The organism is Arthrobacter sp. Soil763 (genome assembly GCF_001428365.1).
In the GTDB taxonomy this organism is placed as follows: domain Bacteria; phylum Actinomycetota; class Actinomycetes; order Actinomycetales; family Micrococcaceae; genus Arthrobacter.
In genome coordinates this window covers 341,514-355,470 of sequence record NZ_LMSH01000001.1, presented here as the reverse complement: position 1 = coordinate 355,470, position 13,957 = coordinate 341,514, and the positions used below count along the sequence as shown (strand labels likewise).

General features: G+C 68.5%; 14 protein-coding genes. 3 read left to right on the top strand and 11 right to left on the bottom strand.

What is annotated here, in order from left to right:
* Position 1: 1 nt before the first annotated feature.
* The 3 genes from ASG71_RS01625 (at position 2) to ASG71_RS01615 (ending at position 3,679) form a co-directional block, all read left to right on the top strand.
* Positions 2 to 1,528, top strand: coding sequence for a sugar ABC transporter ATP-binding protein (locus ASG71_RS01625; RefSeq protein WP_056736423.1), 1,527 nt, complete (start codon positions 2 to 4; stop codon positions 1,526 to 1,528).
* Positions 1,525 to 2,541: an ABC transporter permease gene (locus tag ASG71_RS01620; RefSeq protein ID WP_082574742.1), complete on the top strand. Its 1,017-nt coding sequence runs from the start codon at positions 1,525 to 1,527 to the stop codon at positions 2,539 to 2,541. The genes ASG71_RS01625 and ASG71_RS01620 overlap by 4 nt, the downstream gene beginning before the upstream one ends.
* A gap of 154 nt (positions 2,542 to 2,695) precedes the next feature.
* Entirely contained in the window at positions 2,696 to 3,679 is a 984-nt protein-coding gene (locus ASG71_RS01615) for an ABC transporter substrate-binding protein (protein WP_056737189.1), read from the top strand.
* Between the two features lie 128 nt (positions 3,680 to 3,807).
* On the opposite strand, the gene ASG71_RS01610 is transcribed toward ASG71_RS01615, so the two are convergent.
* From ASG71_RS01610 to ASG71_RS01560, 11 genes are all read right to left on the bottom strand, one after another.
* Positions 3,808 to 4,764 (bottom strand): phosphotriesterase, encoded by a 957-nt coding sequence (locus tag ASG71_RS01610; protein ID WP_056736418.1) that lies wholly within the window; start codon positions 4,762 to 4,764, stop codon positions 3,808 to 3,810.
* The gene (locus ASG71_RS01605; protein ID WP_056736416.1) at positions 4,761 to 5,675 is read right to left on the bottom strand and encodes a shikimate dehydrogenase family protein; all 915 of its coding nucleotides are present in this window, start codon (positions 5,673 to 5,675) and stop codon (positions 4,761 to 4,763) included. Before ASG71_RS01605 ends, ASG71_RS01610 begins: the two co-directional genes overlap by 4 nt.
* A complete protein-coding gene (locus tag ASG71_RS01600) occupies positions 5,672 to 6,307 on the bottom strand; it encodes a bifunctional 4-hydroxy-2-oxoglutarate aldolase/2-dehydro-3-deoxy-phosphogluconate aldolase (protein ID WP_056736414.1) in 636 nt (211 codons plus the stop codon). Before ASG71_RS01600 ends, ASG71_RS01605 begins: the two co-directional genes overlap by 4 nt.
* Positions 6,307 to 7,275 carry a 2-hydroxyacid dehydrogenase gene (locus ASG71_RS01595; protein WP_056736412.1) on the bottom strand — a complete coding sequence of 323 codons (969 nt, stop codon included), beginning with the start codon at positions 7,273 to 7,275 and terminating at the stop codon, positions 6,307 to 6,309. The genes ASG71_RS01600 and ASG71_RS01595 overlap by 1 nt, the downstream gene beginning before the upstream one ends.
* The gene (xylB, locus tag ASG71_RS01590) at positions 7,275 to 8,777 is read right to left on the bottom strand and encodes a xylulokinase (RefSeq protein WP_056736411.1); all 1,503 of its coding nucleotides are present in this window, start codon (positions 8,775 to 8,777) and stop codon (positions 7,275 to 7,277) included. The genes ASG71_RS01595 and xylB overlap by 1 nt, the downstream gene beginning before the upstream one ends.
* A gap of 18 nt (positions 8,778 to 8,795) precedes the next feature.
* Positions 8,796 to 9,380: a glucose-6-phosphate isomerase family protein gene (locus ASG71_RS01585; protein WP_056736409.1), complete on the bottom strand. Its 585-nt coding sequence runs from the start codon at positions 9,378 to 9,380 to the stop codon at positions 8,796 to 8,798.
* Positions 9,381 to 9,504: 124 nt separating this feature from the next.
* Positions 9,505 to 10,332, bottom strand: coding sequence for a GntR family transcriptional regulator (locus tag ASG71_RS01580; RefSeq protein WP_056736407.1), 828 nt, complete (start codon positions 10,330 to 10,332; stop codon positions 9,505 to 9,507).
* Positions 10,333 to 10,421: 89 nt separating this feature from the next.
* Entirely contained in the window at positions 10,422 to 11,270 is an 849-nt protein-coding gene (locus ASG71_RS01575; protein ID WP_056736404.1) for an amidohydrolase family protein, read from the bottom strand.
* The gene (locus ASG71_RS01570) at positions 11,267 to 12,223 is read right to left on the bottom strand and encodes an aldo/keto reductase (protein WP_056736402.1); all 957 of its coding nucleotides are present in this window, start codon (positions 12,221 to 12,223) and stop codon (positions 11,267 to 11,269) included. The genes ASG71_RS01575 and ASG71_RS01570 overlap by 4 nt, the downstream gene beginning before the upstream one ends.
* Positions 12,220 to 12,549: an L-rhamnose mutarotase gene (locus ASG71_RS01565; RefSeq protein WP_056736400.1), complete on the bottom strand. Its 330-nt coding sequence runs from the start codon at positions 12,547 to 12,549 to the stop codon at positions 12,220 to 12,222. Before ASG71_RS01565 ends, ASG71_RS01570 begins: the two co-directional genes overlap by 4 nt.
* Positions 12,550 to 12,553: 4 nt before the next feature.
* A complete protein-coding gene (locus ASG71_RS01560; protein ID WP_056736398.1) occupies positions 12,554 to 13,873 on the bottom strand; it encodes an enolase C-terminal domain-like protein in 1,320 nt (439 codons plus the stop codon).
* Positions 13,874 to 13,957 lie beyond the last annotated feature (84 nt).

Below are 13,957 nucleotides of genomic sequence, written 5' to 3'. Positions count from 1 at the left end.
AGTGGGTGAACCACTACTGAAGGTCGAAGGGATCAGCAAGAGCTTTCCCGGCGTCCAGGCCCTGAGCGACGTCCACTTTGACGTCCACAAGGGCGAGGTTATCGCGCTGGTGGGCGAAAACGGGGCGGGCAAGTCCAGCCTGATGAAGATCCTGTCCGGCATCTACGAGAAGGATGCGGGCACGATCTACCTTGAGGGTGTGCCCGTGCAGATCGACGGTCCGCGGCATGCACAGGAGCTGGGCATCATCATCGTCCATCAGGAGATGAACCTGATGCCGCACCTTACGGTCGCCCAGAACATCTACATCGGCCGGGAGCCGCGGCGCCTGGGTGGACTCCTGCTGGACGAAAAAAAGCTGAACCGGCAAACCGCCGAACTGCTCGACCGGCTTGGAATCAAGGAGTTCGCGCCGACGGACCTGATCGAGAACCTGACGGTCGCGAAGCAGCAGATGGTGGAGATCGCCAAGGCGCTGTCCTTTGACGCCAAGGTCGTCATCATGGATGAGCCGACGTCGGCGCTGACGACTTCGGAAACGGAGACCCTGTTCCGCCTGATCAACGACCTGCGCGACCGCGGCGTCGGGGTGATCTACATTTCGCACCGCATGGAGGAGTTGCGGCGGATCACCGACCGCATCACCATCCTCCGCGACGGGAAGTACATCGCCACGATGGACACCGACACGGCGAGCCAGCACGAGGTGATCAAGCTGATGGTCGGTCGGGAAATCGACGAAAATGCCCGGCCGGAGAATGTGCGCCGGGACAACGTCGACGATGTGGTCCTGCGGGTGCAGAACCTGAGCACGCGCAAACTGCTCAAGGACGTCAGTTTCGAATTGCGGCGCGGGGAGATTCTCGGGTTCTCCGGCCTGATGGGCGCGGGGCGGACGGAGCTTGCGCGGGCCATCATCGGCGCGGACCGGATGTCCGCGGGCCAGATCTTCGTCAACGGCAAGGAGGTCCGGATCGGGCAGCCGGCGGACGCCGTCAAGCACGGGATCGGTTACCTCTCCGAGGACCGCAAGGCCCTGGGGCTGCTGCTGGACCGGGACGTGAACACGAACATCCTGCTGTCCTCACTGGCCAACTACACCAACCCGGTCGGCTTCATGAAGTCAGCGCCGGGCAAGGGAACGTCGCAGAAATACATTGACTCGCTGCGTATCAAGACCCCGTCGATGTACGCGACGACGAAAAACCTGTCGGGCGGCAACCAGCAAAAAGTCGTCATTGCCAAATGGCTGGCCCGCGACTGCGACATTCTCATCTTCGACGAGCCGACCCGCGGCATCGACATCGGAGCCAAGGAAGAAATTTACCGCTTGCTCAACGACCTGGTGGCGCGGGGCAAGTCGATCATCATGATCTCCTCGGAACTGCCGGAGGTCCTCCGGTTGTCCCACCGGATCATGGTGATGGCCGGAGGCCGTATCACCGGGGAAATCGACAGCGACGGTGCTGATCAAGCAACAATCATGGACTACGCCACACGGGTGGAGCAGCAGGGAGCGGAAAAATGAGCGAAGTAAAGTCTGAACCGCGCACGCAGGCGCCGGCGGGTGCCGCGACGCGCGAGGCGCCCAGGGGATCATTCTTGCGCCAGCGGCTGCAGCAGTCGTTGGCCTTCGGAACCTTGATCGTCCTGCTGGTGTTCTTCTCCCTCGCCAGCACTAACTTCTTTACCTGGACGAACATCTCCGGGATCCTGCTCTCCACCGCCGTGATCGGCATCCTGGCATTCGGCACCACGCTGGTCATCATCACCTCCGGAATCGACCTGTCCATTGGCACCGGCATGACCCTGTGTGCGGTGGTGACGGGCCTGCTGCTGGTGAACTTCCAGTTGCCGTTGTACATCGGTGTGCTGGGCGGCATCGCCACCGGGGCGCTGATGGGGCTGATCAACGGACTGAACGTCTCCGTCCTGAAGCTCCCGCCGTTCATCGCCACCCTCGCCATGATGCTGATCGCGCAGGGGCTGGCCCTTGTCCTCTCCGGCGTGCGTCCCATCTACTTCAGCAAGGTCAAGGGCTTCAAGGACATTGCCCTGGGCCAGCTCATCCCCGGGCTGCCCAACGCCGTGCTGATTCTGCTCCTGACCGGCGTCGCGGCGTACCTGGTGCTCGGCAAGACCCTGCTGGGCCGCTACATCTTTGCGATCGGCAGCAACGAGGAAGCCACCAAGATCTCCGGCGTCAACACCGGCAAGTGGAAGATTCTTGTCTACACGGTCGCAGGCATCTTCACCGGCGTCGCGGGCGTCGTCATTGCCGCCCGGCTCGACTCCGCGCAGCCACAGCTGGGATCCGGCTACGAGCTGCAGGCGATTGCCGCCGTCATCATCGGCGGCACGTCCCTGCTGGGAGGCCGGGGATCGGTCCTCGGCACCCTGATCGGCGCCCTCATTATGAGCGTGCTGATCAACGGCCTGCGCATCATGTCGGTGCAGACCGAATGGCAGACCGTCGTGGTCGGCATCGTGATCCTGGTCGCCGTCTTCACCGACTCGCTGCGCCGCCGCCGGGAGGCGTAGGCAGCCCCGCCCGCCCGGCGCCCCGCGGCGCCGGGCGGGCGGAAAAAGATTGCTCAAAAAATAACTTGTATCTACCTGTACTTAACGCAGTAAAGCAACAACAATGATCTAGGGCCCGCAATGTTGCCGGCCCGCTCACTGGATGGAGATTTACATGAAACTCGGTAAAAAGGCCCTCGCGGCGGGTGCTCTCGCTGCAGCTCTTTCCTTGACCGCCTGCGGCGGCTCCGGCTCGGCAGCTCCCAGCGGCGGCAGCGACGGCGGCACGCCGTACGTGGCCATGATTTCCAAGGGCTTCCAGCACCAGTTCTGGCAGGCCGTGAAGAAGGGCGCCGAGGACAAGGCCAAGGAGCTCGGGGTCAAGATCACCTTCGAGGGCCCGGCCGCAGAAACCGAGATCGACTCGCAGCTGCAGATGCTCCAGGCGGCCATCGACAAGAAGCCGACGGCCATCGCCTACGCCGCCCTGGACCCGGAGGCCTGTGTTCCGGCCCTTGAGCAGGCCAAGGCCGCCAACATCCCCGTGGTCCAGTTCGACGCCGGCTGCAAGAGCGACTACCCGGTCAACCTGTCCAAGACGAACAGCATGGATGCCGGCGCCATGGCGGCCGACCACATGGCCGAGCTGATCGGCAAGAGCGGGGAAATCGCCGTCGTCGGCCACAGCCAGATCAACAGCACCGGCGTGGAGCGCCGCGATGGATTCCTCAACGAGATCAAGGCCAAGTACCCGGACATCAAGGTCGTTGACGTCCAGTACGGCGACGGCGACCACCTGAAGTCCGCCGACATCGCCAAGGCCATGATCCAGGGGCACCCGAACCTCAAGGGCCTCTATGGCACCAACGAAGGCTCGGCCGTCGGCATCGTCAATGCCGTCACCGAGCTTGGCCTTAAGCCCGGCAAGCTCACCGTCATCGGCTTCGACTCCGGCAAGGCCCAGCTCGATGCGATCCGCAGCGGCCTGATGGCCGGCGCCATCACGCAGGACCCGATCGGCATGGGCGCGGCCACCGTCCAGGCGGCGATCGACGCTTCCAAGGGCAAGCCCCTGGAGAAGGTCACCGACACCCCGTTCTACTGGTACGACAAGAACAACATGGACGACGCCAAGATCGCCGCGGTGCTCTACCAGTAAAGGGCGCCACTGCCAGCACGCAAAGAGGCCCCGGACCGCAATTCAGCGGTCCGGGGCCTCTCCGCGTCCGGGGCATTTCCGCGTCCGGTGGCGGATGCGCCGGCCCAGGGAGCACGGCAGGCGGGCTCTTACCGGGGTTGCTCGCTCCCGGTCCACTGCAGCACCGCCGCGGCGTTCCCGCGCAGGATGCGGTCGACGGCGTCGGCGCCGACGCGGGCCTCGAGGCGCGGCAGGAAGCGTTCGGCCAGGTACGCCAGGCCGGGCATGCCGCCGTAGGAGATGTACCGGGTGCGGCGCGCGACGTCGCCGCCGAGGAGCAGCCTGTGGCCGCCGCCCCCGGCAAGGACCTGCTCGGTGAGATCGATGAGTTCGGCGTCGGAGCGGCCCTTGGGGCGGGCCATGCCGTCGTAGCCGAGGTAGGCGCCCCGGGAGGCCAGCTCCAGGTGCAGTCCGGCGTCGGGATTGCGGTCGGCGTGGGCCAGGATCACCCGGGACTCCCGGACACCCCCTGCGGACAGCAGGTCCAGGACTTCGTGGGCCGCCGTGCAGAATTCCAGGTGCACCATCACCGGAGCCCCCGTCACCGAGTGGGCGACCGCCGCGGCGGCGAGCACCCGGCGTTCAAAGGCGGTGATGGACCAGTAGCCCACACCGGCCTTCAGCAGCCCGGCGCGAACCGGCGCCTCCCCGGCGGCCGCGGGCGATTCTTCGGGCACGCCGCAGCCAGCCGTGAGTTCGGCGGTAAAGCGCCGGGCGAGGCGCTCCTCCGGTTCGCTGCGGAGCCAGTGCCCCTCCGGGTAGTGCGCTTCGCGGTGGGCGCCGGTGGTGGCAACGATGTGCAGCCCGGCGGCGGCGGCTATGCGTGCCGTCGCCGCCGGGTTCCGGCCGAGGCCGAGCGGGGTCGCCTCCACCATCGCGGTGGTGCCGGCGCCCCGCAGCAAGGCCGCCTCACGGCCGGAAAGCAGCTCGTTGTCCAGCTCGTCCCCGGGCAGCAGGGGTGAGGCCTGGAACAGGTGCTCGTGGTAGTTGGTCGGCCCCAGCCGGTCCGGCGCGATGTCGCCAAGGACCGTGCGGACGAAGCTCATCTGGCCCCTGCCGCGGCGTCGGCGAGCCGGTCCAGCACCTCGCCGGTGAGTTCGACGTCGAACACCTCGGCGATGACCTGGCTCCAGCCGTGGATGAAGTAGCGCCAGCCGTCCACGACGGTGAGCTGGCGCTGTGCCTCCTGCGCGCGGGCCTGGGCGAGGAACTCCAGGGAACCGCGGTAGTTGAACTCCCAGACGATTGCTTCCCGCGGAAAATCGACGCCGTCGGGGACGGGGGAACCGGGCCGGTCCTTGCCGAGGCCGCTGGCGTTGACCACCAGGCTCCCGGCGGGAGTCTCGGCCAGTACCCGGGCCGTATCCTCCGGGCGTTCGATCAGGCGGTACTCAAAGAGCGCGGCGGGCAGCTGGCCCCGGGCATGGACATCGGCGAGGTGCTGGAGCCGGACAGGGCTGGTGTCCGTGCAGATGATTTTCTCCGGCGCGTCGGCATGGCCGGCCAGGTACCAGGTCAGTGCGGTGCCGGCACCGCCGGCACCCAGGCAGACGACGTGCGCGCCGGTCTCCTTGAAGTGTCCCGGCGGCAGGAATTCCTCGAGGGCAAGGCCCGCCGTGATGGGGTCCTTCGCGTGGCCGATCAACCGGCCGTCCCGCTTGGAGATGCTGGAAATTTCCCCGCAGAGCGTGCCGAATTCGTCAATCTCGTCGAAGAGGTCGTGCGCGGCCTGGTACAGGTCCATCTTGTGCGTGGTGACCAGGGCGCCGCGGTGGCTCGCGTCGTCGCGGATCCGGGTGACCAGTTCCCGGTATTGGTCCCGCCCGGCCCCGAGGGGCAGGTCGTGGCCGGTGAGGCGGTCGGTGGGCAGGTGGAGGATGCGGGCCCACTCGGGGAAGATCTTCATGATCGACGAACCCGAGGTGGTCACGCCGACAAATCCCATGTAGCTGCTCATGCAAAGGTCCTTTCGAGTGCGGCGCTGAAGGTGCGGGCGTTCTCACGCACGACGTCGTAGCGCCCGGCCGCCAGATCGGCGGTGGAGCAGAGGTCGCCGCCGGCGCCGACGGCGACTGCGCCCGCCGCGAACCAGTCCGCGATGTTGCCGGGGGTGACCCCGCCGGTCGGCATGAGGGGCACGTCGGGCAGCGGGCCGCGAAGGGCCCGGAAGTACGACGGGCCGCCGAGGGAGGCCGGGAAGATCTTCACCACATCGGCACCGAGGCCTACGGCCGTGAGGACCTCCGTCGGCGTCAAAGCTCCGGCCATGACGAGCGAGCCGGTCGCCTTCATGGCGGCGACGGTCTCCGCGACCGTACCCGGGCTGACCAGGAACTCCGCACCGGCATCGACCGCGTCCTCCGCCTGGCGCTGGGTGAGGACCGTGCCGGCCCCAAGGTAGACGGCGTCGCCGTACTCGGCGCGCAGCGCACGGATCACAGCGGGGGCGTCCGGGGTGGAGTAGGTGATCTCCAGCCCGTTCACGCCGCCCTCGAGCAGTGCCGCGGCACCGCGCAGGGCGCTTTCAGTGTCGGGGGCACGCACGACGGCGAGGACCCGGGTTTGCCTGAGTTTGGAAAGATCGGCCATTAGTTCACTTTCAGGGGAGTCGGGCTGACGGGGTTGGGCGGTGTCCGCCCTTCCAGGACGGCGAGCAGGTTGTCGACGGCGATGGAGCCCATGCCGTCGACGGCCTGGACGGTCTGCGCGCCGAAGTGCGGGGTGATGACCACCCGGGACGCGAGCTGCGGGTCCAGGACGGGGGAGTCCTGCCCGCTGGTGTCCCCGCGCAGGGTGTCCGCCGCGAAGGCCGCGAGGTCTCCCGTGTGCAGGGCAGCGGCGACGGCGGCCTCATCGACCAGTTCCGGACGCGCGGTGTTGACCAGGACGACGGGTTTCGCCGTAGCGGCGAGCCAGGCGGCGTCGATAAGTTGCTGGCCGCCCGGGGCGTGCAGCGAGATCACGTCGCACGTGGCCGCCATCCCGGCCAGGTCCAGCGGTTCGGCGCCGAGGGCGCGGACTTGTTCCGGGCTCAGGAACGGGTCGGAGGCGTACACGGCGGAACCGAATCCGCCCAGCAGGCGGGCGACGATCTGCCCGATCCGGCCGAAGCCGACCAGTCCCACTGCGAGCGAACCCAGCTCCCTTCCCCGGATGACGGACCAGTCGCGGGCCCGTACGCGGCGGTCGCCTTCCGTGACCGTCCGCAGGGCGGCCAGCATGAGGGCCAGCGAATGTTCGGCGACGGCGTGTGAATTGGCGCCGGGGGTGTTGGTGACCACGACGCCGCGCTCCGCTGCCGCGCGGACGTCCACGGCCTCGAAGCCGACGCCGTAGCGGGCGAGGACCTTCAGCCGCGGGGCGGCGTCCAGGTGGCGGGCGGTGACTTCGCCGGTTCCGGCGATCCAGCCTTCCGCCACGGCAAGGTCGGCGCCGATGGCGGCCAGGGAGTGGTCGGCGGGGCCCCGGCGGATCGTATAGCCGCCGCGCTCCAGCCGGGACACCAGGTCCTGCTCGCCGGAGGAAAAGGACCGCGAGGTGACGAGGACGACCGGCATCAGTGGTTCCCCCGTCGGCCGGGGAACCACGGTTCCAGCCGCCCGTAGGCATCGAGGAAGGTCTGGTGCGCCGAACGGTAACGCTCATGGGCTTCACGGTCCGGCTGGAACTCTGCAGTCACCCGGGACAGGTCCCGTGCGGTGCCGAAATCGGGCACGAGGCCGAGCCCCACGCTTGCGGTGACCGCGGCGCCGAGGCTGTTGGCCTCTTCGACGATGCTCCTGCGCCGGACCGGCAGGCCCCAGACGTCGGCCATGATCTGCAGCCAGGTGTCGCTGGCCGCGCCGCCGCCGATCGCGTCGATCCGGCTGATCGCCGCCCCGGACTCGTTGAAGGCGTTGATGCAGGTCCCCAGGTTGAAAGCCACCCCTTCGAGGACCGAGCGGATCATGCTCGCGCGTCCGTGGTGCATCTCCAGGCCGACGAAGGCGCCGGCGGCCTGCGGATTCCAGTAGGGTGAGCGCTCGCCGAGCAGGTGCGGGAGGAAGAACAGGCCGGACTCGCTGGCGGTGGCTGTTGATGCTTCGGCGATGAGCCGGTCGAAGCGGCCCTTCTCGCCGGGGTCGGAGAACAGCCCGGCGGCCCATTGCAGCGAGGCCCCGCCGGCCTGCATGGTCGCGGTGGGGACATATTTCCCGTCGATGACGTGGTCGAACGTCATGGTCCGCCGGAGCGGGTCGATCAGCGGGGCCGGGGTGACGATCTGCACCCAGGAGGAGGAGCCGAGGTACACGTAGGCCTGGTCGTCCTCGGAGACGACGCCGGCGCCCACGGCTGCAACGGGGCCGTCACCGCCGCCCATCACCACCGAGGTCCCCGTGCCCAGCCCCGTGGCAGCCGCCGCGGCGGGGGTGAGGGGGCCGACGACGTCGGTCGACTTGAGGATTTCCGGAAACAGCCCCGGGTCGATCCGGGCCGCGGCCAGCATCCGCTCCGACCACGTGCCGGTGCCCTGGTCGTAGGCGTTCGTCGCCGAGGCATCCGAATGGTCGGTCGCCAGCCGGCCGGTCAGCCGGTGCACGACGTAGTCCTTGGCCAGGCAGATGTGGCGGACGCGGCCGAAAACCTCGGGTTCGTTGTCCCGCACCCACATGACCTTGCTCAGCGAATACGTGGGATTGATGCGGTGGCCCAGCATGGCGTAGGCCTCCTGCTCGTCAAAGGCCGCCGCGAGTTCGTCGGACTGGGCGACGCTGCGGTGGTCGGCCCAGATCAGGGCAGGCCGGACCGGAGCGTAGTCGCCGTCGAGGAGGACGGCGCCCATCATCTGCCCGCCCACGACCAGGCCCTGCACCGCTGCCGGGTCCGCGCCGGATTCGGCCAGGAGTTTTCGGGTCGCCTGGACCACCGCATTCCACCAGACGTCGGGATCCTGCTCGGCGCGGCCGCCGGCGGCAAAATGCGGTTCGTAACCGATAGTGACAGCCTTCAGCAAGGTGCCGTCGGCCTCGTGCAGGGAGGCCTTGTTTCCCGTCGTGCCGAGATCGTGGGCGATGATCATGGGACCGGTCCTTCCGTCCTAGGCCTGCGCCGCGAAGAAGGGCGCGAATTCGTGGCCCGCGTCCGAGGAGTAGACGCGCTGGCCCATGCCGTTCTCCAGGACCCAGCCGTAGTCGTGGCCCGCACCTCCGGGGTAGACGGCAAGGAACTTGTAGGGTTCGGAGCCCACGTTGACGCTGCGGTGCGCCCAGCCCGGCGGGATGTAGCCGATGACCCCGGGGGCCATGTCCACCCAGGAGGTGTTCTCGCCGTCGAACATCAGCAGGCCGCCCTGCCCCGAGATGCCCAGGTAGATCTCACCCTGGTGGTTCGGGTGCTGGTGGCCCTTGGTCATCCAGAATTCACCGGCGGTGGTGCCGGGCTCGATCGTGGTGATCGACTGCGGCAGCTCCCGGTCCACCTCGGGGACGGGGGTGGAGACCACGGAGTACACGACCGGATTGCCGTTGGCGACGGCTTCGTCCCAGGCTCCCTTGTCCGCGAACAGCCCCTCAAGATCGGACATCCGCCGCTCAAGTACGGGCCCCTCGGGCGTCAGGGTTCCCGCCTGGGCATCGAAATGGATGGTCATGGGCGGAACCGGCGGGGTGATGAAGTCGCTCACGGCAGATGTCTCCTGGTAATCAACTGGGAATGTTGCCCTCCCGGGCAACCTGTAATTACAGGTTACATGCCGGGAGGGTCCAAGGGAATCGTTTGCGAAACGGGGACCGGTCCGGTCCGGGGCGCTACCCCGTGGTGACGCGGTGGAATCCGGCGGTGCCCGAGGCCTCCGACGTGGCGTCAATGACGACCTCGAAGCGGCTCTGGTCGCCGCGGTGGTGCGCCACGAAGAACTCCAGCGGGTGGTCCGCTGCGTCGTAGACGATACTCCTGAGCTGCATGAGCGGGGCACCCTTGACGATCCGGAGCGCCTCGGCCTGGCTCTTGGTTGCCACCGTCGCCTCGACGGAGCGGATGCCGTGGTGGGCCCGGATGCCGTTGCTGGCCAGCAGGGCGTAGAGGGACTGGTTGCGGAAGTCGGCGCCGAGCACGATGTCAGCCATGTCCCCGGGGAGGTAGGTGGTGGTCAGGGACCAGGGGGAGTCCTCCACATAGCGGAGCCGCTCCAGCACCACGACCTGTTCGCCCGGCGGGACCCGCAACGCCTCGGCCACCGCCTCATCGGCCGGGACCAGCTCCTGGCGGCGCACGTCGCTGTAGACGCTTCCGCCGCGGGCCTCAACGTCCGCGTAGAGGCCGCGGAGGGTATGGACCAGGCTCTCCGAGACCTTGCGTGGCGCGACGAACGTTCCCTTGCCCTTGACCCGTTCGATGACGCCGTCGTGCTCCAACTGGCCGAGCGCCTGCCGGACGACCGTCCGGGACACGCCGTACAGCTCGCACATGCCGTGCTCGCCGGGGAGGCGGTGGCCGGGAGGCAGTTTGCGGGTCGCGATCTCCCGGATCAGCTGGTCGCAAAGCTGTTTGTACATGGGCAGCGACGCGTCCTTGACCATTTTGGCAGGAGAGGCCTCGCTCGCCGCCACGGCGGCTGCGGCTGGGGGGTTTGTCATCAAAGTGCGCCATTCTGTGCGTCGGGCATCCACACGCCTGACGGTCATTTTAGACCGGGGCGGCCGGGGTCCGGGCGGGAACGTTCAGGCTACCCTGCGTCCGGGGTATATACCCGGCGAGCCGTGGCGCCTAGTACCGCGTCCTGCTCGGCCGGACTGAGCGTCCCGATCAGTTCCTGCAGCGTAAGCCAGGTCGGCTGGTAGCCCCCGCCCGGAACGGAAACCGGCCAATCGCCGCCGAACATGAGGCGCCCGGGACCGAACAGCTCCAGGGCGTCGTTGAACACCGGTTCCAGGGCAGCGGCTGTATATTCCGATCCCGGAATACGAAGGCCTGAAAGCTTGGCAACGGTGTTGGGGCGGGCAGCGCAGGCCCTCAGCTCGCGCCGCCAGCGGCCCATGGCCTCCGGCTGCCCGAGCGGCGGCTTGCCCAGATGGTCAATGACCACGGTGAGCCCGGGGAGCGCCCCGGCAAGGTCCGCCGCCGCGCCCAAATGGCGGGGGAAGGCGTCCGGGACGTCGAAGGGCAGCCTGGCGTCGGCAAGCAGGCGCAGCGATTCGCGCACCGGCCCCAGGGCGAGGAAATCATCCCGCGGATCGTCGTGGACGAGGTGCCGGACACCGCAGAATTTCTCCGCCTGTTGCCACCGCTCCAGCTGAGCGCCCGCGCGGGCAGGCTGGTCGAGCTGGATCCAGCCGACGACGCCGAGTACCCAGGGTTCCGCGGCTGCGGTTTCCAGCAGGAACTCCGTGTCCTCGACTGTGTCATCGGCCTGGACCAGGACGGCCTCCGCGACGCCGGCCGCGTCCAGTTCCGCCCGGGCGGCGGCGGCGGTGAAATCCCGCTTGAGGGCCGGGACCGAATCGAGCCAGCCGTAGCGGCTGCGTCCCAGGCTCCACAGGTGCAGGTGCGAGTCCACGATGCCGAAACCCGTCATCGTGCAATCAGCCCCTCCGCTTCGAACTTTTCCCAGAGTTCCGGGGGCAGGGGCCGGTTCATGGCAGCGATGTTCGCATCGATCTGCCGGGCCCCCCGGGCCCCGATGACGACGTTGCGGACGGCAGGATGACGCAGCGGAAACTGGATTGCCGCGTCCGGCAGCTCCACGCCGAAATCCTCGCACACGGCGGCGAGCTGCCGGGCCCGCGACAGCAGTTCCGGAGGCGCCGGAAGGTAGTTGTAGTGGGCCGTCGCCGGGACGCGGGGCCGGGCCAGGATGCCGGAGTTGAAGACGCCGGCGGCCACCACCCCCACCCCGCGCTCCAGGCACCGGGGCAGCAGTCCTGCCGCCGCGTGCTGCTCCAGCAGGGTGTAGCGCCCGGCGAGCATCACCAGATCAAGGTCGGCGCGCTCGACGAGCGTGTCCAGGGCGCCGGCAGAGTTGGAGCCCACGCCGATGGCCCGGACCAGGCCCTCGGATTTCAGCCGCTCCAGTGCGGGCAGGGCATGCCGCAGGGCGGCGTCCATGTCGTAGGCGTCAGGGTCGTGCAGGAAGAGGATGTCGACGCTGGGGATGCCGAGCCGTTCCAGGGAGTCCTCGAGGCTCTGCCGGATGCCGCGTTCGGTGAAGTCCCAGCGCCGGATGCTCCGGGCGGGCACATCGAAGCCTTCGGTGTCCCGGTCTCCGGGCCGGTACCCCGGGTTGGGTTCCAGCATGCGGCCGACCTTGGTGGAGATGACGTAGTCCTCCCGGGGCCGGGTCCGGAGGAAGGCGCCGAGGCGGCGCTCAGAGAGGCCAAGCCCGTAGTGCGGGGCGGTGTCGAAGTAGCGGACCCCGCCCTGCCACGCGGCTTCCAGGGTCCGCAGCGCCGCCTCGTCGCCCAGGTGCGAATAGAGATTCCCGAGCGCGGCGGCTCCGTACCCCAGCCGGCCGAGCGACAGCTCAGTCATTGCTGGGCGAGCTCCCACACCAGGGGGATGCCGCGGTCCTCGCCCGAGTAGTCGTCCTCGACCTCCAGGAGCTCGGCCATCTCGGCCTGCCACGGAATGTTGGCCGGATGGTCGGCGAGGAATTTGCGCATTTTCGCGTAGTCGTCGACTTCCACCACGTGGAACAGCTCGCGTCCGCTGCGCCAGATGCGCCAGCTGTGGACCCCGATGCCGCGCATGGCGGCCGCGAGGTCCGCGGGAATTCGTGTGTGGATCCGGTCATAGTCGGCCTCGCGGCCGGCCTTGAGCCGGGTGTGCAGCGCGATGCGTTCCGGTGCTGTGCCCATCGGTTCAGCCTGCCACAGCCTGGGCCGGTCGTGCCCACGCCGGGCCGGAGGGGAAGGCGAACTCCGCGAGTGAGGCCGCGATCATCTCGCTGCCGCCGCCCGGGGCCGCGGGCGGCCAGTAGCGGCCGCCGCGGACCTCCACGGGGACGACGAAGTGCTCGTGCAGGTGGTCGACGAATTCGATCATCCTGCCCTCCAGCTGGCCGGAAACGGCCACGTAGTCGAACATCGAGAGGTGCTGGACTGCCTCGCACAACCCCACGCCGCCGGCGTGCGGACAGACCCGGACGCCGAACTTCGCGGCCAGGAGCAGGATGGCGATGTTTTCGTTCACGCCGGCCACCCGGGCGGCATCGAGCTGCAGCACCTCCAGGGAACCAGCCTGCAGCATCTGCTTGAAGACAACCCGGTTTTGGACGTGCTCACCGGTCGCGACCGGAATCGGCGCGATGGCGCGGGCGATAGCGGCGTGGGCCAGGATGTCATCGGGGCTCGTCGGCTCCTCGACCCAGGCAAGCCCGGCGTCGCCCAGGCCCCGGATCCAGTCGATCGCCTCGGCGGTGTCCCAGCGCTGGTTGGCATCGACCGCGATCTTCACTCCAGGGCCGCAGGCCTCCCGGGCCACGCGCAGGCGCCGGACGTCATCGCCGAGGTCGGCGCCCACCTTCAGCTTCACCAGGGGGAAGCCGTCCGCAACGGCCTCGCGGCACAGCCGGGCCAGCTTGGCGTCGTCATAGCCCAGCCACCCGGGCGTGGTGGTGTAGGCCGGGTAGCCTTCCCGGAGCAGCCGCGCTTCCCGTTCCTGGCGGCCGGGCTCGGCGCGCCGGAGGATGTCCAGCGCCTCATCGGGGGTGAGCGCGTCACTGAGGTAGCGGAAATCCACCAGGCCTACGAGCTCCTCCGGCGAAAGCCGGCCGAGCAGTTGCCACAGCGGCAGTCCGGCCCGCTTCGCTTTCAGGTCCCACAGGGCGTTGATCGCGGCGCCGATGGCCATATGCATGACCCCCTTCTCGGGGCCGAGCCAGCGCAGCTGGGAGTCGTGCACCATGGAGCGCCAGGTGGCTCCCATGTCGCCAAGGAGCTCTTCGGTGTTCCGTCCCTGCAGGTAGGGGACGAGGGCCGAGAGCGCGCTGGCCACCACTTCGGTGCCGCGCCCGATCGTGAACACGAAGCCGTGGCCGGTGTGGCCGTCCGGGGCATCCGTCTCCACCACGAGGTACGCCGCCGAGTAATCCGGGTCCGGGTTCATCGCGTCGGAACCGTCCAGGGAAGTGGACGTCGGGAAGCGGACGTCACTGACCGTCACGGCGGTAATGGTGCTCAAGGGTAACTCCTCCTGCTGCGGGGCGCCGGGATGTCTTAGCGCCCGGCGGGCGGTGCATTCGACAGTAAACATCCGATGTATGGC

Bases quoted from the DNA above. Each gene is read 5' to 3' on its own strand.
- ASG71_RS01605 (WP_056736416.1), bottom strand. From the start codon at position 5,675: ATGAGCAGCTACATGGGATTTGTCGGCGTGACCACCTCGGGTTCGTCG.
- ASG71_RS01570 (WP_056736402.1), bottom strand. From the start codon at position 12,223: ATGACTGAGCTGTCGCTCGGCCGGCTGGGGTACGGAGCCGCCGCGCTC.
- ASG71_RS01565 (WP_056736400.1), bottom strand. From the start codon at position 12,549: ATGGGCACAGCACCGGAACGCATCGCGCTGCACACCCGGCTCAAGGCC.
- ASG71_RS01600 (WP_056736414.1), bottom strand. From the start codon at position 6,307: ATGGCCGATCTTTCCAAACTCAGGCAAACCCGGGTCCTCGCCGTCGTG.
- ASG71_RS01580 (WP_056736407.1), bottom strand. From the start codon at position 10,332: ATGACAAACCCCCCAGCCGCAGCCGCCGTGGCGGCGAGCGAGGCCTCT.
- ASG71_RS01595 (WP_056736412.1), bottom strand. From the start codon at position 7,275: ATGCCGGTCGTCCTCGTCACCTCGCGGTCCTTTTCCTCCGGCGAGCAG.
- xylB (WP_056736411.1), bottom strand. From the start codon at position 8,777: ATGATCATCGCCCACGATCTCGGCACGACGGGAAACAAGGCCTCCCTG.
- ASG71_RS01610 (WP_056736418.1), bottom strand. From the start codon at position 4,764: ATGAGCTTCGTCCGCACGGTCCTTGGCGACATCGCGCCGGACCGGCTG.
- ASG71_RS01615 (WP_056737189.1), top strand. From the start codon at position 2,696: ATGAAACTCGGTAAAAAGGCCCTCGCGGCGGGTGCTCTCGCTGCAGCT.
- ASG71_RS01620 (WP_082574742.1), top strand. From the start codon at position 1,525: ATGAGCGAAGTAAAGTCTGAACCGCGCACGCAGGCGCCGGCGGGTGCC.
- ASG71_RS01575 (WP_056736404.1), bottom strand. From the start codon at position 11,270: ATGACGGGTTTCGGCATCGTGGACTCGCACCTGCACCTGTGGAGCCTG.